Genomic DNA, 21,452 nt, shown 5'->3' with positions numbered 1-21,452 from the left:
GGTTGACTGTGACCCCGCTACTCCTGAGTAGATCGTGGGACGAGGGCGGAAGACGGGCGAGGGCGGAAAGCGGCGGCGCTCCGTATTGACCGGAACACAGGGCGTTGACTCCGGGATCGCGCGGGCGATGTGCGTCCCCGGAGGGAACTCGGGGTGAAAGGGGACGGGGAAACCCGATCATTTCTGTGGTCATTCTCTTTGGATTTCTGCCCGCCGGCGTCCTGCCGGACCCGAAACCGGGCGTGAAGCAAACCCCCTGCGACCGGGAAAGCACCACTTGATGTCCACCGAGTACGTTCCCCTTTCGGCCGCCCAGCGGAGCGTCTGGTACGCGCAGCAGCTGGCGCCGCGGACGCCGATCCACATCGCGCAGTACATCGAGATCGAAGGCCCGATCGACCACGGGCTGTTCGACCGGGTGGCGCGCATCGCGGCCCACGAGGCGCTGGCGATGAACATCCGGATCGCCGAGCGGGACGGCCTGCCGCACCAGGTGCTCGACCCGGACGCGACCGCCACGATCCCGCTCGTGGACCTGTCGGGTGAGCCCGACCCGGACGCCGCCGCGCGGGCGTGGATGCGGGAGGCGATGGCCGAGCCGCTGCCGCTGGACGCCGAGCGCCTGTACTCCACCGCCCTGCTGCGGCTGGCCCCCGGCCTGCACCGCTGGTTCATCCGCGCCCACCACATCATCCAGGACGGCTACTGCGGCCCGCTGATCGCCCACCGCGCCGCGGAGATCTACACGTCGCTGGCGGCGGGGGGCGAGTACGTCCCCGCGGAGGCGGGCGACTACCGCAGGGTCCTCGTCGAGGAGGAGGCCTACCGGGCGTCGGAGAGGTTCGAGCGGGACCGCGCTTACTGGACCGAGCGGTTCGCCGACCGGCCCGTCGCGGCGTCGCTGTCGGAGGAGATGGCCGAGCCGACCGCCGACTACCTGAGCCTGATCTCCGTCGTCCCGCCGGAGCGGACCGCCGAGCTGGCGGCCGGCGCGCGCCGGCTCCGCACCGCGACGCCGGGCCTGGCGATCGCGGCGACGGCCGCGTACGTGGCGCGGATGGCCGGCACCGAGGACGTCGTCCTCGGGCTCGCCGTCACCGGCCGCACCACGCAGATCGCGCTGGAAACCCCGGCGCTGCTGGCGACGGTGCTGCCGCTCCGCGTGTCGGTCCGGCCCGACATGACGGTGGAGGAGCTGGTCCGCTCGGCGACGCGGGCGAGCGCCCGGGCGCTGCGCCACCAGCACTACCGGCGCGAGGACCTGCTGCGGGACCTGAAGCTGCTCGGCGAGCGCCGCCGCCTCTACGGGCCGGTCATCAACATCATGGCGTTCGACTACCGGCTGGACTTCGCGGGCCTCCCGGCGCGCATGCACGCGATCACCACGGGGCCGGTCGACGACCTGTCGATCAACATCTACGACAACTTCGACGGGGCGGGCCTGCGCGTCGACTTCGAGGCGCACCCGGACCTGTACACCGAGGACCAGGTCGCCCGGCACCTGGACCGGTACATCCGGTTCCTGGGCGCGCTCGCCGACGTCGACCCGGCCACGCCGCTGCGCGAGATCGGCCTGCTCGACGACGCGGAGCGGGCCCTCGTGCTGGAGGAGTGGAACGACACGGCGGTCCCCGCCCCGCCCGCCGTCGTCCCCGAGCTGTTCGAGGCGCAGGCCGCGCGCACTCCGGACGCCCCGGCCGTCACCCGCGGCGGCACGACCCTCACCTACCGGGAGCTGAACGAGCGCGCCAACCGCCTCGCCCGCCACCTGATCGCGCGCGGGGTCGGCGCGGAGGACTTCGTCGCCCTGGCGCTGCCGCGCGACGAGAACCTGGTCGTCGCGGCGCTGGCCGTGCTGAAGGCGGGCGCCGCCTACCAGCCGGTCGACCTGGCCTACCCCGCCGACCGCGTCGCCTACATGCTGGAGGACGCCGCCCCCGCCTGCGTCATCACCACGCGGGACGCGGACCTGCCGCCCGGCGCCGCCCGCGTCGAGCTCGACGCGCTCGAGCTGGACGGGCTCCGCGGCGACGACGTCGCCGACGCCGACCGCGTCCGGCCGCTGCGGCCCGGGAACCCGGCGTACGTCATCTACACATCCGGGTCGACGGGGCGCCCGAAAGGCGTCGTCATCTCCCACGCCAACGTCGTGGACCTGTGCGTCAAGTCGATGGCGAGCTACGGGCCCGCCTCGACGGTGGCGCGCGTGCTGTTCTCCACGTCGCTGAACTTCGACGTGTCGGTGTTCGAGTGGCTGCTGCCGCTCACCGTCGGCGGCGAGATCGAGGTCATGCGGGACCTGCTGGAGGTCGCCGAGCGCGGCGGCTGGTCCGGGACGCTGGTCAGCGGCGTGCCGTCGGCCGTGTCGGCGCTGCTGGCACGCGGCGGCCTGCGGCTGGAGGCGGGGGACGTGGCGCTCGGCGGCGAGGCGCTCCCGCCGCAGCTCCTGCGGGACGTCCGGGCCCTGCTGCCGAAGGCCCGCATCTCCAACATCTACGGCCCCACCGAGGCGACGGTCTTCTCCACGTGGTGGGTCGACGACGGCAACCCCGACGCGGTGGCGCCGATCGGCGGCCCGATGGCCAACACCCGCGCCTACGTGCTGGACGACCGGCTCGGCCCGGTCCCGGTCGGCGTTCCCGGCGAGCTGTACCTGGCGGGCGAGGGGCTGGCGCGCGGATACCTGCGCCGCCCCGGCCTGACCGCGGACCGGTTCGTCGCGTGCCCGTTCGGCGGGCCGGGGGAGCGGATGTACCGGACGGGCGATCTCGTCCGCTGGAACGACGCCGGCCACATCGAGTACCTCGGCCGCCTCGACCACCAGGTGAAGGTCCGCGGGTTCCGTATCGAGCCGGGCGAGATCGAGGCGGCGCTGTCCGCGCATCCGGCGGTGACGCAGAGCGTCGTGGTCGCGCGCCGCGACGCGGTCGGCGACACCGTCCTCGCCGGGTACGTCGTCGGCTCCGCGAGCCCGGCCGAGCTGCGGGCGTTCGTCGCCAGGACGCTGCCGGACTACATGGTGCCGTCCGCCGTCGTCGTGCTGGAGGAGATGCCGCTCACCCCGAACGGCAAGCTCGACCGCGCGGCGCTCCCCGAACCGGACTTCGCCGCGTCCCTCACCTCCCGCGGCCCCCGCGACGCCCGCGAGGAGATCCTCTGCGGGATCTTCGCCGGCGTCCTCGGCCTGGAGCGCGTCGGCGTCGACGACGGGTTCTTCGACCACGGCGGCGACTCCCTCAAGGCGACCCGCGTCGTGGCCCGCGCCCGCGCCGCACTGGACGTGGAACTGCCCGTGCGGGCCCTGTTCGAGACCCCGACGGTGGCGGGGCTCGCCGAGTACATCGCCTCCGCCGGGAGCGCCGAGCGCCCCGCGCTGCGGGCGGTGGAGGAGCGTCCCGTCCCGCTGCCGGTGTCCTACGCGCAGGAGCGCCTCTGGTTCCTGAACCGGCTCGAAGGGCCCACCGCCACCTACAACCTGCCGATCCCGCTGCGCCTCACCGGCGCGGTCGATCCCGCGGCGATGCGGGAGGCGCTGCGCGACGTCGTCGCCCGCCACGAGCCGCTGCGGACGCTGTTCGCCGACCCCGAAGGCGAGCCGCACCAGGTGGTCCTCGCGCCGGAGGAGGCCGATCCGCGCCTGACGGTCACCGAGCCGGCGGACCTGCGCGCCGCCCTGTTCGCCGACGCCACCCGCGGCTTCGACCTGGCGAGCGAGCCGCCGCTGCGCGCCCACCTGTACCGGCTCGGCGAGGACGAGCACCTGCTCCTCATCGTCCTGCACCACATCGCCGGCGACGGCTGGTCGCTGGCGCCGCTCGCCCGCGACGTCATCACCGCCTACCTGGCCCGCCGCGACGGCGGCGCCCCCGGGTGGGCGCCGCTGCCCGTCCAGTACGCCGACTACGCGCTCTGGCAGCGCGCGCTGCTCGGCGACGAGGGGGACCCGGCGAGCCTCGCCGCCCGCCAGATCGCCTACTGGAAGGAGGCCCTCGCCGGGCTGCCCGACCAGATCAGGCTGCCGCACGACCGGCCCCGCCCGGACCGCGCCTCCTACCGGGGCGGGCAGGTCGCCTTCGAGGTCCCGGCGGAGCTGGCGGACGGGCTGCGCGCCCTCGCCCGCGACCACCAGGTCAGCGTGTTCATGGTGCTGCAGGCCGCGCTCGCCGCGCTGCTCACCCGGCTCGGCGCCGGGACGGACGTGCCGATCGGCTCGCCCGTCGCGGGCCGCACGGACGAGGCGCTGGACGACCTCGTCGGCGTCTTCGTCAACACCCTGGTGCTGCGGACCGACACCTCCGGCGACCCGTCGATGGCCGAGCTGCTCGCCCGCGTCCGGGAGACCGACCTCGCCGCCTACGCCCACCAGGACGTCCCCTTCGAGCGGCTCGTCGAGGTGCTCAACCCGGCGCGGTCGCTGGCGCGGCACCCGCTGTTCCAGGTCATGCTGACCCTGCAGAACAACCCCGAGGCGTCGGTCGAGCTGCCGGGCCTGAACGTCGCCGTCGAGCCGGTGGACCCCGGGGTCGCGAAGTTCGACCTGGAGTTCCTTCTGGAGGACGCCCGCGACGGCGCGGGCGGGTACGCGGGGACCCTCGAGTACGCCCTCGACCTGTTCGACCGCGCGACGGCCGAGCGGCTCGCCGGCTGGTACCGGCGGACCCTGGAGGCGGCCGTCGCCTCCGGCGGCGCCGTCACCGTCGGCGCGCTCGACCTGCCCGGCGCCCCGCGCGACCTCCCGCGGCTCCCGGAGGCGACGGCGGGGCCGGGCGAGAAGCGCCTCGTCGCCTACGTCGTCGCCGCGCCCGGCCAGACCCTCGACCCCGAGGAGTTGCGCGCCCACATCCGCGAGAGCCTGCCGGAGTCGATGGTCCCCGCCGCCGTCGTCGTCCTGGACGAGATGCCGCTCACCCCGAACGGCAAGGTCGACACCGGGGCGCTGCCGAAGCCGGAGCTGGCGATCACCCCGGCGACCGCGTACCGCGCCCCGTCGGGTGAGGCGGAGGAGGCCGTCGCCGCCGTCTTCGCCGACCTGCTCGGCGTGGACCGGGTCGGCGCCGACGACGACTTCTTCGCGCTCGGCGGCAACTCCCTCATCGCGATGCGGGTGGTCAGCCGGGTCCGCCGCGCCCTCGACGCGGAGCTGCCCGTCCGGGCGCTGTTCGAGGCGCCGACCGTCGCCGCGCTCGCCGCCCTCCTCGGGCGCGGCGCCGCGCCCGCGCGCCCCGCGCTGGAGCGGCGCGAACGCCCGGACGTGATCCCCACGTCCTACGCGCAGCAGCGGCTCTGGTTCCTCAACCGGTTCGAGGGACCGTCGGCCACCTACAACATGCCGACCGCGCTGCGCATCCGCGGCCCGCTGGACGTGGAGGCGCTCCGCGCCGCCGTCGGCGACCTCGTAGAGCGGCACGAGTCGCTCCGCACCGTCCTGCCCGACAGCGGGGGAGTGCCGCGCCAGCTCATCCTGGACGCGGCCGCGGCGCGGCCCGAGCTGGTGATCACCGACACCACCGAGGCGGAGCTGCCGGTGCGGCTCGCCATGGCCGCCGGGTACGCGTTCGACATCTCCGCCGAACCGCCGCTGCGCGCCCACCTGTTCCGGGTCGGGCCGCGGGACCACGTCGTGCTGCTGCTGATGCACCACATCGCGGCGGACGGCTGGTCGATGGCGCCGCTGGCCCGGGATGTGATCCTCGCTTACGCGGCGCGTGCGGAGGGTCGGGAGCCGCAGTGGTCGCCGTTGCCCGTGCAGTATGCGGACTACACGCTCTGGCAGCGGGAGTTGTTCGGTTCGGAGGATGATCCGGGCAGCTTGATCTCGCAGCAGATCGGTTACTGGCGTGAGGCGTTGGCGGGGTTGCCGGAGGAGTTGTCGCTGCCGGCCGACCGGCCGCGCCCGGCGCAGGCGTCCTACCGGGGCGGGACCGCCAGGTTCCGGCTCGGCGCCGGAATCCGCGCGGGCCTGCAGAAGATCGCGCAGGAGACCGGCGCCAGCCCGTTCATGGTCGCGCAGGCGGCGTTCGCGGCGCTGCTGACGCGGCTGGGAGCGGGGACGGACGTGCCGGTCGGGTCGCCGATCGCGGGCCGGACCGACGAGGCGCTGGACGACCTGGTCGGCATGTTCGTCAACATGCTCGTCTTCCGCACCGACACCTCCGGGGACCCGTCGTTCCGGGAGCTGGTCGCCCGGGTGAAGGAGACCGACCTCGCCGCCTACGCCCACCAGGACGTCCCGTTCGAGCGGCTCGTCGAGGTGCTGAACCCGCCCCGTCACCTCGCCCGCCACCCGCTGTTCCAGGTCGGGCTGACGTTCCAGAACAACCCGGCGGCGCGGCTGGAGATGCCCGGCTTCGCCGCCGAGGTGGAACCACTCACCGCCGGGGTGTCCCGCTTCGACCTCCTGATGATCCTCACCGAGCGGGAGGACGGGCTCGACGGCGAGCTGGAGTACGCGCTCGACCTCTACGACCCGGCCACCGCGCGCGGCCTCGTCGAGCGGTTCGAGCGGTACCTGCAGTCGCTGCTCGCCGACCCCGACGCCCCCATCGGCGCCCCCGACGTCCTGTCGCCGCAGGAGCGCTCGCTGGTCCTCGGCGACTGGGCGGGCGGATCGGCGCGCCCTGCCGGCCGGGCCACGATTCCCGCGCTGTTCGAGGCGCAGGCGGCGGTTCGTCCGGGTGCGGTGGCTGTGTCGTTCGAGGGTGTGTCGTGGACGTATGGGGAGGTGAACGCGAGGGCGAATCGTCTGGCTCGGCGGCTGGTGGAGCAGGGGGTGGGGCCTGAGCAGTTCGTGGCTTTGGCTCTGCCGCGTTCGGCGGAGCTGGTGGTGGCGATCCTCGGAGTGCTCAAGGCGGGGGCGGCTTACGTCCCGATCGATCCGGACTACCCGCAGGACCGCATCGCCTCCATGCTCGAAGACGCCCACCCGGTCCTGACCTTGCGCCCCGAGGACCTCGCCGATCTGGACGCGTCCGGGTACGACGACGGCGACCTCGGCATCGCGATCTCCCCGGACCACCCCGCGTACGTGATCTACACGTCGGGTTCGACGGGGCGTCCGAAGGGTGTGGTGGTTCCGCATCAGAACGTGGTGCGGTTGCTGCGTTCGACCGAGGAGTGGTTCGACTTCGGTCCCCAGGACGTGTGGACCCTCTTCCACTCCTACGCATTCGACTTCTCGGTGTGGGAGCTGTGGGGTTCCCTGCTGTACGGCGGCAGGCTCGTCGTCGTCCCCTACCTGACCTCGCGTTCGCCGGACGACTTCCTCGCTCTCCTGGAGAGGGAGCGGGTGACGGTCCTCAACCAGACCCCGTCGGCCTTCTACCAGTTGATGGCGGCCGACAAGCAGAACCCGGGCAGGGACCTCGCTCTGCGCTACATCGTCTTCGGCGGTGAGGCGCTCGACCTGGGGCGCCTGGAGGACTGGTACTCCCGCCATGACGAGAACGCGCCGGTCCTGGTCAACATGTACGGGATCACCGAGACGACCGTGCACGTCTCGTACGTGGCGCTGGACCGCGCCTATGCGGCGACCGCGCCTGGCAGCGTCATCGGTGTCGGCATTCCGGACCTGCGCGTCTACGTCCTGGACGGTCGTCTCCAGCCGGTCCCGCCCGGCGTCGTCGGCGAGTTGTACGTCGCGGGGCCGGGCCTGGCGCGCGGGTATCTGAACCGTCCTGGCCTGTCCGCCGAGCGGTTCGTCGCCGACCCGCACGGCGAGCCAGGCACCCGCATGTACCGGACGGGCGACGTGGGCCGGTGGCTGGCCGGAGGCCGTCTCGAATACCTCGGGCGCGGCGACCGGCAGGTGCAGCTGCGCGGCTTCCGGATCGAGCCGGGCGAGATCGAGTCGGCGCTGGTCCGCCACGAGGCGGTCACGGACGCCGCTGTGATCGTCCGGGACGACCGGCTCGTCGCCTACGTCGTCGCGCCCGGAGCCGATGCCGCCGAGCTGCGCCGGTTCGTCGCGAAGGCCCTGCCCGACCACATGGTTCCGGGGGCCGTCGTGGAGCTGGACGCTCTGCCGCTGACCTCGAACGGCAAGCTGGACCGCAAAGCGCTCCCTGCGCCGGACTTCGGGGCGAAGGTGTCGTCGCGGGCGCCGCGCACCGAGCAGGAGGAGACACTCGCGCGCCTGTTCGCCGAAGTTCTCGGGTTGGAGCGGGTCGGGATCGACGACGGGTTCTTCGACCTGGGCGGCGACTCCATCATCGCGATCCAGCTCGTCTCCCGCGCCCGCCAGTCCGGCCTGGTCATCACGCCCCGCGAGGTCTTCCAGCACCAGACCGTCGAAGAACTCGCCGCCACCGCCGAACCGGTCGGCGAGGGCAAGGAGATCGAGGCGGAGGCGCCGGGCGCCGGGGTCGGGCCCGTCCCCCTCACACCGATCATCGCCTGGCTGCGCGACCGGGTGGGCGGCGACGCGTCGCTGATCAGCGGATTCCACCAGGCGATGCTGCTGCGCACCCCGCCCGGCCTCGGCGCGGAGCGGCTGGCCGCCGCGCTGGCGGTCCTGCTCGACCACCACGACGTCCTGCGCCTGCGCCTCGACACCGGCGGCGGCCGGTGGCGGCCGGTCGTCCGCCCGCCGGGCTCGGTCGACGCCGCCGCCCTCGTCACCCGCGTCGACGTCGCGGGACTGGACGGCGACAAGGTCCAGGCGGTCGTCGCCGAGCAGGCCGCCGCCGCCCGCGACCGCCTCGACCCGGCCGCCGGGACGGTCGCGCAGCTCGTCTGGTTCGACGCCGACCGCGAGCAGGGACGCCTCCTCGTCGTCCTGCACCACCTGGTCGTGGACGGCGTGACCTGGCGCATCCTCCTGCCCGACCTCGTCACCGCCTGGGCCGGGGGAGAACTCCAGCCGGTCGGGACGTCCTTCCGCCGCTGGGCGCAGAAGCTCACCGCCGCCGAGCGGAGCGCACAGGACCTGGAGGACTGGCTCGACATCGTCGACGGCCCGCCGCAGAAGCTCGCGGACCGCCCGCTCGACCCGCGCGCGGACATCGCGGCCCGCGCCCGCTCCCTCACCCTCGACCTGCCCGCCGACGTGACCGGGCCCCTGCTCACCGAGGTCCCGGCCGCGTTCCACGGGCGCGCCAACGACGTGCTGCTCACCGGCCTCGCCGTCGCCGTCGCCCAGTGGCGCAGGCGCCGCGGCGGGCGCGGCACCGGCGTGCTGGTCGACCTCGAAGGCCACGGCCGCGAGGACTCCGTGCCGGGCGTGGACGTTTCGCGCACGGCCGGCTGGTTCACCTCGATCCACCCCGTCCGGCTGGACGCGGGGGGCGCGACCGGCGGCGCGGCCGTCAAGAAGGTCAAGGAGCAGCTGCGCGCCGTCCCGGACGTCCTCGGCTACGGCCTGCTGCGCCACGTGGACGGCGACGAGGAGCTCGCCGAGGTCCCGCGGGCGCAGATCGCGTTCAACTACCTCGGCCGGATCGCGGACGGCGGCGACGGCGGGGACTGGACGCTCGCGCCCGAGGAGCTGCCCGCCGGGGAGGACCCCCTCATGCCGATGGCGCACGCCCTGGAGGTCAACGCCCTCACCCGGGACCTGCCCGCGGGCCCGGTGCTGTCGGCGACCTGGACATGGCCCGGCGGGCTGCTGGACTCCGCCGACGTCCGGGAGCTGGCCGAGGGCTGGTTCGCGGCGCTGCGCGGCCTCGTCGCGGACGTCGCCGGCGGCGCGGCCGGCGGGTTCACCCCGTCCGACCTGCTGGTGGAGCTGGACCAGGGCGAGATCGACAAGCTGCAGACCGCGTGGAGGCAGAAGAAGTGAACCGGGGCGACCTCGAGGACATCCTGCCGCTGTCGCCGCTGCAGCAGGGCTTCTTCTTCCACGCCCTCTTCGACGCCGGCGACGGCGACGTCTACACGGCCCAGCTCGTCCTGGACCTGGAGGGCCCCCTCGACGTCGCCGCGCTGCGGACCGCAGCCGAGACGCTGCTGCGCCGCCATCCCAACCTGCGCGCCGCGTTCTGGCACGAGGACCTGTCGCGGCCCGTGCAGGTCGTGCCGCGCACCGTCGCGCTGCCGTGGGAGGAGATCGCCGCCGACGGCGCCGGGGCCGACGCCGTCGTGCTGCGGGAACGGGCGCGCGGCTTCGACATGACCGCGCCGCCGCTGCTGCGGTTCGTCCTCGTCCGCATGGGCCCCGAGCGGTATCGGCTGATCTTCACCAACCACCACATCCTGCTGGACGGCTGGTCCACGCCGATCATGGTGACCGAGCTGTTCCTGCTGTACATGCAGGGCGGCCACGACGCCGGGATGCCCCGCGTCACCCCCTACAAGAACTACCTGGCCTGGCTCTCCCGCCAGGACCGCGCGGCCGCCGAGGACGCCTGGCGCCGCGCGCTGGACGGCGTGGAGGAGCCCGGACTCGTCGCTCCCGCGGCCGCCGCCCGCGCGCCCGAACCGCCCGAGCGCACGACCACCGCGCTGGACGAGCGCGCCACCCGCCGCCTCACCCGCGCCGCCCGCCGCCACGGCGTCACGCTGAGCACCGTCCTGCAGGGCGCCTGGGGACTCGTCCTCGGACGGCTCCTCGGCAGGGGGGACGTGGTGTTCGGCGCGACCGTCTCCGGCCGTCCCCCCGAGCTGCCGGGCATCGAGCAGATGATCGGCCTCTTCATCAACACGCTGCCGGTCCGCGTCCGGTACCGGCTGGACGAGCCGCTCGGCGCGCTGATGGAGCGGCTCCAGGACGAGCAGACCGAGCTGCTCGCCCACCACCATCTCGGCCTCACCGACATCCAGCGGGCGGCGGGCCACGGCGGCGCGCTGTTCGACACGATGACGGTGCTGGAGAACTACCCGTTCGACCCGTCCTCGATGGACGGCTCCCTCAACGGCGTCCGCATCGCCGGGGCCGACTCCTACGACGCCACCCACTTCCCCCTGTCCTTCGTCGCCGTCCCGGGCGAGAGCCTCTCGCTCCGCCTGCACTACCGGCCCGACGTCTTCGAGGCGCCCGCCGTGGAGGCGCTGCTCGCGCGCGTCCGCCGCTTCCTGGAGGCGTTCGCCGAGGACGCGGACCAGTTGATCGGCGCAGTGGACCTCGCGGACGGCGCCGAACGAGCGAACCTCGCCGCCTGGAACGACACCGCCTGGAACGACACCGCCGCCGACGCTCCGTCGGGCACCCTCGCGGCCCTGTTCGAGGCCCAGGCCGCCCGCACCCCGGACGAGACCGCCCTCGTCTGCGGCGACGCCCGGCTGACCTACGCCGAGCTGAACGCGCGCGCCAACCGCCTCGCGCACGAGCTGATCGCGCGGGGCGTCGGCCCCGAGGACCGCGTCGCGCTCGTCCTGCTGCGCACCCCCGAGATCGTCGTCGCGATCCTCGGGGTCCTGAAGGCGGGCGCCGCGTACGTGCCCGTCGACCCCGAGTACCCGGCCGATCGCGTCGCCTCCACGCTGGACGACTGCCGCCCGGTGCTGACCATCACCGCCGGCGACTTCCCGGACGCCGCGGGCCGGCCCTCCCACGACCCCGCCGACGGGGAGCGGGTCCGGAGCCTCCGGGCGGACAACGCCGCCTACGTCATCTACACGTCGGGATCCACCGGACGCCCCAAGGGCGTGACCGTCCCGCACTCGGGCGTGCTCAACTACTTCGAGGCCCACCGGGACGCGTTCTTCGACCCGCTCGTCGAGTCCGCCGGCGGCCGCCGGATGCGGTTCGCCCACCTGGCGTCGTTCTCGTTCGACACGTCCTGGATGGGCCTGCTGTGGATGATGTACGGCCACGAGCTGCACCTCATCGACGACGAGACCCGCCGCGACGTGGAGGCCTACACCGCGTACGTGGCTCGGGCGCGGATCGACCTGGTGAACACCACCCCGTCGCACTTCATCTCGCTCCGCGAGGCGGGGCTGCTGGACGCCGACGGCCGGCACCGGCCCTCGCAGCTCCTCCTCGGCGGCGAGGCGATCAGCGAGAGCCTGTGGACGGAGCTGCGGGCCGTCCCCGGCCTCACCGCCCGCAACTTCTACGGGCCCACCGAGTCGACCGTCGACACCATGAACGCGGCGGTCGCCGACAGCGACCGCCCGACCGTCGGCGCGCCCCAGCGGGGCACCCGGGCCTACGTGCTCGACCGCGCGCTCCAGCCCGTCCCGGCCGGCGTCCCCGGCGAGCTGTACCTCGCGGGCGCGCAGCTCGCGCGCGGCTACCACGACCGGCCCGGCCTGTCCGCCGAGCGCTTCGTCGCCGACCCGTTCGGCGCGCCCGGCGACCGCATGTACCGCACCGGGGACCTCGCCCGGTGGCGGCCGGACGGGACGGTCGAGTACCTCGGCCGCGCCGACGACCAGGTGAAGATCCGCGGCTTCCGGGTGGAGCCGGGGGAGATCGAGAACGTCCTCGCCGGATGCCCCGGCGTCGCGCGGGCCGCCGTCGTCGTCCGCGAGGACCGCCCGGGCGACCGGCGCCTCGCCGCCTACCTCGTCGGGCCCGACGCCGACGCCGCCGCCGTCCGGCGGTACGCGGCCGAGCGGCTCCCCGACTACATGGTCCCCTCGTTCACCGTCCTGGACGCGCTGCCGCTCACCGTGAACGGCAAGCTCGACCGGGCCGCGCTGCCCGCGCCCGACGCCGGCGCCGCCGCCGGCCGCGCGCCGCGCTCGCCCCGGGAGGAGATCCTCTGCGGCCTGTTCGCCGAGGTCCTCGGGGTGCCGAGGGTCGGCGTGGACGACGGCTTCTTCGACCTCGGCGGCGACTCCCTCACCGCGACCCGCCTCGTCAGCCGGATCCGCTCCGCGCTCGGCGCCGAGCTGCCCGTCCGGGCGCTGTTCGAGGCGCCCACCGCGGCGGGCCTCGCCGGACGGCTCGCCGAGGCGGACGGGGACGTCCGCCCGCCGCTGGTGCGCGCCGAGCGTCCGGACGTCGTCCCGCTGTCGTACGCGCAGCAGCGGCTCTGGTTCCTCAACCGGTTCGAGGGCGCCCCCGCGGCGTTCAACATGCCGATCGCGCTGCGCCTGGACGGCGCGCTCGACCTCGCCGCGCTGCGCGCCGCGCTGGCCGACGTCGCGGCGCGCCACGAGCCCCTCCGCACGATCTTCCCCGACCGGTCGGGGACCGCCCGGCAGCTCGTCCTCGACCCCGCCGACGCCCGCCCCCGCCTCGACGTCGCGGAGGTGGAGGAGAGCGCGCTGCCCGCGGCGCTGGCCGCGACGGTCGGGCAGGGCTTCGACCTGTCGGTGGAGCCGCCGCTGCGCGCCCGCCTGTTCGCCCTCGGCGGCGGCGCGCACGTCCTCATGCTCGTCCTACACCACATCGCGGCGGACGGCTGGTCGATGGCGCCGCTGGCCCGGGACGTGATCCTCGCTTACGCGGCGCGTGCGGAGGGTCGGGAGCCGCAGTGGTCGCCGTTGCCCGTGCAGTATGCGGACTACACGCTCTGGCAGCGGGAGTTGTTCGGTTCGGAGGATGATCCGGGCAGCTTGATCTCGCAGCAGATCGGTTACTGGCGTGAGGCGTTGGCGGGGTTGCCGGAGGAGTTGTCGCTGCCGGCCGACCGGCCGCGCCCGGCGCAGGCGTCCTACCGGGGCGGAACGTACGCGTTCGAGCTGGACGCCGAACTCCACGCCGAACTCCTGGCCCTCGCCCGGCAGAGCGGCGCGACACTCTTCATGGTCATGCAGGCGGCGTTCGCGGCGCTGCTGACGCGGCTGGGAGCGGGGACGGACGTGCCGGTCGGGTCGCCGATCGCGGGCCGGACCGACGAGGCGCTGGACGACCTGGTCGGCATGTTCGTCAACATGCTCGTCCTGCGCACCGACACCTCCGGGGACCCGTCGTTCCGGGAGCTGGTCGCCCGGGTGAAGGAGACCGACCTCGCCGCCTACGCCCACCAGGACCTGCCGTTCGAGCGGCTCGTCGAGGTGCTCAACCCGGCGCGGTCGATGGCGCGGCACCCGCTGTTCCAGGTCGTCCTGTCCTTCCAGAACAACCCCGAGGCGCGGCTCGAACTGGACGGCCTGACCGGCGGCGCCGAGCCCCTCGCGGCGGGCACCGCCAAGTACGACCTGTCCCTCTACCTGGAGGAGCGCCACGGCGCCGACGGCGCGCCCGGCGGCATCGAGGCCGGCCTCGAATACGCCCTCGACCTCTTCGACCCCGCCACCGCCGAGGCGATCGCCCGGCGGTTCGAGCGCCTCGTCCGCGAACTGGTCGCCGACCCCGACGCGCCCGTCACCACCGCCGAGATCCTCGACCGCGGCGAACGGCGCACGCTGCTGCGCCGCTGGGCGGGCGGCAGGGGCGGCGACGTCCCGCGCACGACGATTCCCGCGCTGTTCGAGGCGCAGGCGGCGGTTCGTCCGGGTGCGGTGGCGGTGTCGTTCGAGGGTGTGTCGTGGACGTATGGGGAGGTGAACGCGAGGGCGAATCGTCTGGCTCGGCGGCTGGTGGAGCAGGGGGTGGGGCCTGAGCAGTTCGTGGCCTTGGCTCTGCCGCGTTCGGCGGAGCTGGTGGTGGCGATCCTCGGAGTGCTCAAGGCGGGGGCGGCTTACGTTCCGATCGATCCGGACTACCCGCAGGACCGCATCGCCTCCATGCTCGAAGACGCTCGTCCTGCCGCGACCTTGCGTCCGGAGGACTTGGAGGGGCTGGACGACCCGGGTCTTCCCGCTACCGACCTCGGTCTCGCCATCGACCCCGACCATCCGGCTTACGTGATCTACACGTCGGGTTCGACGGGGCGTCCGAAGGGTGTGGTGGTTCCGCATCAGAACGTGGTGCGGTTGCTGCGTTCGACCGAGGAGTGGTTCGACTTCGGTCCGCAGGACGTCTGGACGCTGTTCCATTCGTATGCGTTCGACTTCTCAGTGTGGGAGCTGTGGGGTTCCCTGCTGTACGGCGGCAGGCTCGTCGTCGTCCCCTACCTGACGTCCCGTTCGCCGGACGACTTCCTGGACTTGCTCGCGGCCGAGAAGGTCACCGTCCTCAACCAGACCCCGTCGGCCTTCTACCAGTTGATGGCGGCCGACAAGCAGAACCCGGGCAGGGACCTCGCTCTGCGCTACATCGTCTTCGGCGGTGAGGCACTCGACCTGGGACGCCTGGAGGACTGGTACTCCCGGCACCCGGAGGACGCCCCCGTCCTGGTCAACATGTACGGGATCACCGAGACCACCGTGCACGTCTCCTACCTCGCCCTCGACCCCGTCCACGCGGCCACGGCGGCGGGGAGCCTCATCGGCGTCGGCATTCCGGACCTGCGCGTCTACGTCCTGGACGGCCGTCTCCAGCCGGTCCCGCCCGGCGTCGTCGGCGAGTTGTACGTCGCGGGGCCGGGCCTGGCGCGCGGGTATCTGAACCGTCCTGGCCTGTCCGCCGAGCGGTTCGTCGCCGACCCGCACGGGAAGCCCGGCACCCGCATGTACCGCACGGGCGACCTCGGCCGCTGGCGCACCGACGGGACCCTCGACTACCTCGGGCGCGGCGACCAGCAGGTGCAGCTGCGCGGCTTCCGGATCGAACCGGGCGAGATCCAGGCCGTCCTGACCAGGCACGAGGACGTCCGCGACGCCGCCGTCGTGGTCCGCGACGACCGCCTCATCGCCTACGTCGTCGCGCCCGGAGCCGACACCGCCGAGCTGCGCCGCTTCGCCGCGAAGGCCCTGCCCGACCACATGGTTCCGGCGGCCGTCGTGGAGCTGGACGCTCTGCCGCTGACCTCGAACGGCAAGCTGGACCGCAAGGCGCTCCCTGCCCCCGATTTCGGGGCGAAGGTGTCGTCGCGGGCGCCGCGCACCGAGCAGGAGGAGACATTCGCGCGCCTGTTCGCCGAAGTCCTGGGGTTGGAGCGGGTCGGGATCGACGACGGGTTCTTCGACCTGGGCGGCGACTCCATCATCGCGATCCAGCTCGTCTCCCGCGCCCGCCAGTCCGGCCTGGTCATCACGCCCCGCGAGGTCTTCCAGCACCAGACCGTCGAAGAACTCGCCGCCACCGCCAAGCCGGTCGGCGAGGGTGAGCAGACCGAGGCGGAGGCGCCGGGCGCGGGCATCGGCCGCGTCCCCGCCACCCCGATCATGCGCTGGTTCCAGGAGCTGCACGGCCCCGTCGACGGCTACAGCCAGCGCATGCTGCTCCAGGTCCCGCCGGACCTCGGCACGGAGCGGCTGACCGCCGCGCTCCAGACGCTCCTGGACCACCACGACATGCTCCGCCTGCGCGTGAACGGCGCCGAGTTCGAGGTCGCCGAGCCCGGCGCCGTCGACGCCGCGCCCCTCGTCCGCCGCGTGGACGTCGCCGGGCTCGCCGCCGCGGACCTGCGCGCCGTGCTCGCCGCCGAGGCCGAGGTCGCCCGCCGCGCCCTCGACCCGGCCGCCGGGACCATGGCGCGGCTCGTCTGGTTCGACGCGGGGCCCGCCGCGTCCGGGCGGCTCCTGCTCACCGTCCACCACCTGGCCGTGGACGGCGTCTCGTGGCGGATCCTCCTGCCCGACCTGGTCACGGCCTGGGCCGGGGGCGGTCTCGACCCCGTCCCGACCTCGTTCCGCCGCTGGGCGCAGCGCCTCGCCGCCGAGGCGTCCGACCCCGCCCGCACGGCGGAGCTGCCGCTCTGGGAGGACGTCCTCGCCACCCCCGACCCCGTTCTCGGCGCCCGGCCGCTGGACCCGGCCGCCGACACCTTCGGGACGGCCCGGCACCTCACCCTCGACCTGCCCGCCGACGTGACCGGGCCGCTGCTCACCGACGTGCCCGCCGCGTTCCACGGGCGCGCCAACGACGTGCTGCTCACCGGCCTCGCCCTCGCCGTCGCCGAATGGCGGCGCGAGCGGGGCGCGTCCGAGGACACGGCGGTCCTCATCGACCTCGAGGGGCACGGCCGCGAGGAGATCGTCCCCGGCGTCGACCTGTCCCGCACCGCCGGCTGGTTCACCTCCATCTACCCGGTGCGCCTGGACGCGGGCCTGGTCGAGCCAGCCGACGTCCGCGAGGGCGGCCAGGCCGTGGGCACCGCCCTCAAGCGGGTCAAGGAGCAGCTCCGCGAGATCCCCGACAACGGCATCGGGTACGGGCTGCTCCGCCACCTCAACCCGGCGGCCGGCGAGCGGCTGCGCGGCCGCCCGCAGATCGCGTTCAACTACCTCGGCCGCTCCGCCGCGCCCGAGGCCACCGACTGGGGGCCGGCCGGCCAGGCCGACGGCGACGCCCTCGGCGCCGGCCAGGACGCCGCGCTCGGCCTCGTCCACGCGATCGAGGTCAACGCGCATACCCGCGAGCTGCCCGGCGGCCCCGAGCTGTCCGCGACGTGGACGTGGGCCGGCGACCTGTTCGACGGCGACGCGATCGAGGACCTCGCCGGCCGCTGGTACGCGGCGCTGCGCGGCCTCGTCGCGCACGTCGCCGGCGCCGCCGAGGGCCCCGTCGGCGGGTTCACCCCGTCGGACCTTTCCCTGGTGGACGTCAGCCAGGACGAGATCGACGAGCTCGCCGCCGAGCTCGACGGCGAATGGGAGCTGGAGTGAGCAGGTCGCAGCTTGAGGACATCCTCCCGCTCTCCCCGCTGCAGGAGGGGCTGTTCTTCCACGCCCTCTACGGCTCCGGCCACGACGTCTACACCGCGCAGATCGTGTTCGACCTGCACGGCCCGCTGGACGCGGACGCGCTGAAGGCCGCCGCGGCGGCGCTGCTGCGCCGGCACGCGAACCTGCGGGCCGGGTTCCGGCAGCGCAAGGAGGGCTCACCGGTCCAGGTCGTCCAGCGCACGGTGCGGCTGCCGTGGCAGGACGAGGACCTGTCGGCCCTGCCCGGACCCGAACGCGAGGCCAGGGCCCGCGAACTGGCCGCCGCCGAACGCGCCCGCCCGTTCGACATGGCGAGGCCGCCGCTGCTGCGCTTCATGCTCATCAGGCTCGCGGACGGCCTGCACCGCATGGTCTTCACCAACCACCACATCCTGCTGGACGGCTGGTCCACGCCCGTCCTGCAGACCGAGCTGTTCGCGCTCTACCTCGCCGGGGGCGACGACACCGGCATGCCGCGCGTCGCCCCCTACAAGAACTACCTGGCCTGGCTCGCCGCGCAGGACCGCGCCGCCGCCGAGGACGCCTGGCGCCGCGCCCTCGACGGCGTCCACGAGCCCACGCTCGTCGCGCCCGGCGCGCCCGAGCCGGACTCCGGCGACGGCACGCCGGGACGCGTCCGCACCCGCCTCACCGAGGAGCTCACCTCCGCGCTCAACGCGCGCGCCCGCGCCCAGGGCGTCACGCTGAACACGGTCGTGCAGCTCGCCTGGGCGGCGCTGCTCAGCGGCCTCACCGGCGCGGACGACGTCGTGTTCGGGGCGGCCGTCTCCGGCCGCCCGCCGGAGCTCCCCGGCGTCGAGCAGATGATCGGCCTGTTCATCAACACGCTGCCGATCCGCGTCCGGGTCCGCCCCGCCGACACCGTCGCCGAGGCGCTCGCCCGCCTCCAGGACGAGCAGGCCGCGCTGATGCCGCACCACCACCTCGGGCTGGCCGACATCCAGCGCCTCACGGGCACCGGGACGCTGTTCGACACCATGACCGTCCTGGAGAACTACCCGTTCGACCCGGACGCCGCCGGCGCCGACCTCGGCGGGCTGACCCTCCGCGACGTGGACGGGTACGACGCCACCCACTACCCGCTGACGTTCGCCGCCGTCCCCGGCCGCCGCCTGTCCCTGCGCATCGACCACCGCCCCGACCTGTTCGGCCGGGACGACGCCGAGCGGCTGATGCGGCGCCTCCTGCGCATCCTGGACGCGGTCGCGCACCGGCCGCACCTGCCGCTCGGCCGCATCCCGGTCCTGGACGACGAGGAACGCGCCGACGTCCTGCGGAACTGGCAGGGGGCCCGGACGGACCGCGCCCCCGGCACCCTCACCGGCCGGTTCGCCGCGCAGTGCGCGAAGAACCCGGACGCGACCGCCCTCCGCGCGGCCGGGGAGCCGATCGCCTACGCGGAGCTGGACGCCCGCGCGAACCGGCTGGCGCACCGGCTGATCGAACTGGGCGTCGGCCCGGAGACGTGCGTCGCCCTCCTGCTCGAACGGTCCGCCGACGTCGCCGTCGCGTCCCTGGCGGTCCTCAAGGCGGGCGGCGCCTACGCGCCCGTCCACCCCGGCCAGCCGCCGGAGCGGATCGCGTGGGCGGTCCGCGAGGCCGGCGCGCCCGTCCTGGTCGTCGACGGCGCCATGCGCGACCGGGCCGCCGCCCTCGGCGCCGCCGCGCGGATCGTCGCCGTGGACGACCCGGACCTCGCCGGCGCGCCGGACACCGACCCGGGGGTGCCGTGCCACCCGGACCAGCTCGCCTTCGTGTTCTTCACCTCGGGTTCCACCGGCCTGCCGAAGGGCGTCATGGTGACGCACCGCGACGCCGTCGCCCTCGCCACCGACGGACGGCTGCGGGGCGGCGCCCACGACCGGGTCCTCGTCCACTCCTCGCACGCGTTCGACGCGTCGACCTACGAGCTGTGGACGCCGCTGCTGAACGGCGGCACGGCCGTCATCGCGCCCCCCGGCCACCTGGACGCCGCCGCGCTGCAGGAGGTCATCGAGACCGAGGACGTCACCGCCGCCTTCCTCACCACCACCCTGTTCAACCTCGTCGGCGAGGAGCGCCCGCACGCCTTCGCCCGGCTCCGCGAGGTGCTGACCGGCGGGGAGGCCGGGTCGCCCGCCGCGATGCGCAAGGTCCTCGCCGCCTGCCCGGACACCGAGCTCGTCCACGTGTACGGGCCCACCGAGGCCACCACGTACGCGACCGCCGCGCCGCTGCGCGGGCCCCTCGCCGACCCGGCGGAGCGCACGCCGGTGCTCGGCCGCCCCTACGACGACATGCGCGTCTACGTGCTGGACCAGGGGCTGCGCCCCGTCCCGCCCGGCGTCGTCGGCGAGGCCTACCTCGCGGGCGCCGGCGTCGCCCGCGGCTACCTGCGGCGGCCCGCGCTCACCGCCGAACGGTTCGTCGCCGACCCGTTCGGCGCGCCCGGCGACCGCATGTACCGGACCGGCGATCTCATGCGGTGGCGGCCCGACGGGAACCTGGAGTACGTCGACCGCGCCGACCTCCAGGTCAAGATCCGCGGCTTCCGGATCGAGCTGGGCGAGGTCGAGGCGGCGATCGCCGCGCACCCCGGCGTCGCCAACGTGGCCGTCGTCGCCCGCGAGGAGGCGTCCGGCGCCAAGGCGCTCGTCGCCTACGTCATCGCGCCCGCTCTGGCCTCCCCGGAGGACGGGACCCCGGAGAGCGCCGGGGAGAGGCGGCCGACGGACGGCCTGCGCGAGTTCGTCCGGGCACGGCTGCCGGAGTACATGGTGCCCGCCGCGTTCGTCCGGCTGGACACGTTCCCCGTCGGCCCGACCGGCAAGCTCGACCGGCGCGCCCTGCCCGCCCCCGACTACGCCGCGGCCGGCGGCCGCGACCCGCGCACCCCCGAGGAGGAGCGGCTGTGCGGGCTGGTCGCGGACGTCCTCGGCCTCGACCGGGTCGCCGCCGACGTCAGCTTCTTCGACCTCGGCGGCGACAGCATCGCCGCGCTGAAGCTCTCCACCCGGGCCCGGCAGGCCGGGGTCGAGCTGACGCCCCGCGACGTGTTCACCCACCAGACCGTCGAGGCGCTCGCCAGGGCCGGGGACCCGGGCGACCGGATCGGCTTCGAGGTGCTGCTCCCGATCCGGACGCGCGGGTCCCGCCCGCCGGTGTTCTTCGTCCACCCGGCCGGCGGCCTCGCCTGGCCCTACCTGCAGTTCCAGCGGCACCTCGGGCCGGACCAGCCCGTCTACGGGCTGCAGGCCCGCGCGTTCACGCGGTCCGAGCTGCCGGAGTCGGTGGCGGAGATGGCCGGGGACTACCTGGAGCAGATCAGGTCGGTGCGGCCGTCCGGGCCCTACCACCTCGCGGGCTGGTCCCTCGGCGGCCTCGTCGCCTACGAGATGGCCGTCCGGCTCCAGGCCGAGGGCGAGACCGTCGGGCTCCTCGCGCTCATCGACTCCTACCACGGCCAGGACCTCGCGGGGGACGAGCGGGAGATCCTGCCCGAGCTGCTGCAGGGCATCGGCGTCGACGCCAGGGCGATCGCCCCGGACGGAAACCCCGACATGGAGCAGATCATGGGGATCCTCGCCGACCGCGACGACGCCCTCGCCACCCTCGGCGAGGACGACCTGGTCAACGTCTACCGCAACTACGAGAACGGGCTCCGGCAGGCCGGGGAGTACCGGCCGGGACGGTTCCGCGGCGACGTGGTGTTCTTCACCGCCCAGCGGGGCCGCACCGCGCAGTCGCCCACCGGGCCGTCCAACTGGGGGCCGCTCGTGGACGGCGAGATCGAGGACTACCCGGTCGACACCGAGCACCACCTGCTCATGGACCCGGGCCCGGCCGCAGAGATGGGCGCCGTCCTGGCCGCAAAGCTCGACAAACTCCACAGCGGAACGCGGGATCGCTGAAGCAGGCACGGAAAGGAACAC

Annotated in this window: 3 protein-coding genes; all 3 read left to right on the top strand. The window is 74.3% G+C overall.

All coding sequences use genetic code 11. The annotated features are described in order from the left end of the window. The first annotated feature begins 280 nt into the window (after nt 1-280). From AB0C87_RS26140 to AB0C87_RS26130, 3 genes are read left to right on the top strand one after another with little or no spacing between them, the layout of a single operon-like run. On the top strand, nt 281-9,775 hold the full coding sequence (locus tag AB0C87_RS26140; RefSeq protein ID WP_360579991.1) for an amino acid adenylation domain-containing protein: 9,495 nt from the start codon (nt 281-283) through the stop codon (nt 9,773-9,775). Continuing rightward, on the top strand, nt 9,757-17,481 hold the full coding sequence (locus AB0C87_RS26135) for an amino acid adenylation domain-containing protein (RefSeq protein WP_360579989.1): 7,725 nt from the start codon (nt 9,757-9,759) through the stop codon (nt 17,479-17,481). Before AB0C87_RS26140 ends, AB0C87_RS26135 begins: the two co-directional genes overlap by 19 nt. After that, nucleotides 17,478-21,431 carry an amino acid adenylation domain-containing protein gene (locus tag AB0C87_RS26130; protein WP_360579987.1) on the top strand — a complete coding sequence of 1,318 codons (3,954 nt, stop codon included), beginning with the start codon at nt 17,478-17,480 and terminating at the stop codon, nt 21,429-21,431. Before AB0C87_RS26135 ends, AB0C87_RS26130 begins: the two co-directional genes overlap by 4 nt. Nucleotides 21,432-21,452: the final 21 nt, after the last annotated feature.

It is taken from the genome of Actinomadura sp. NPDC048021, assembly GCF_040653135.1.
GTDB lineage: Bacteria > Actinomycetota > Actinomycetes > Streptosporangiales > Streptosporangiaceae > Spirillospora > Spirillospora verrucosospora.
Note: the sequence above shows the minus strand (reverse complement) of the source record. Positions and strands in the feature narration are given on the sequence as shown.

Coding starts and splice junctions, on each gene's coding strand:
- AB0C87_RS26140 (WP_360579991.1), top strand. CDS start 281: ATGTCCACCGAGTACGTTCCCCTTTCGGCCGCCCAGCGGAGCGTCTGG.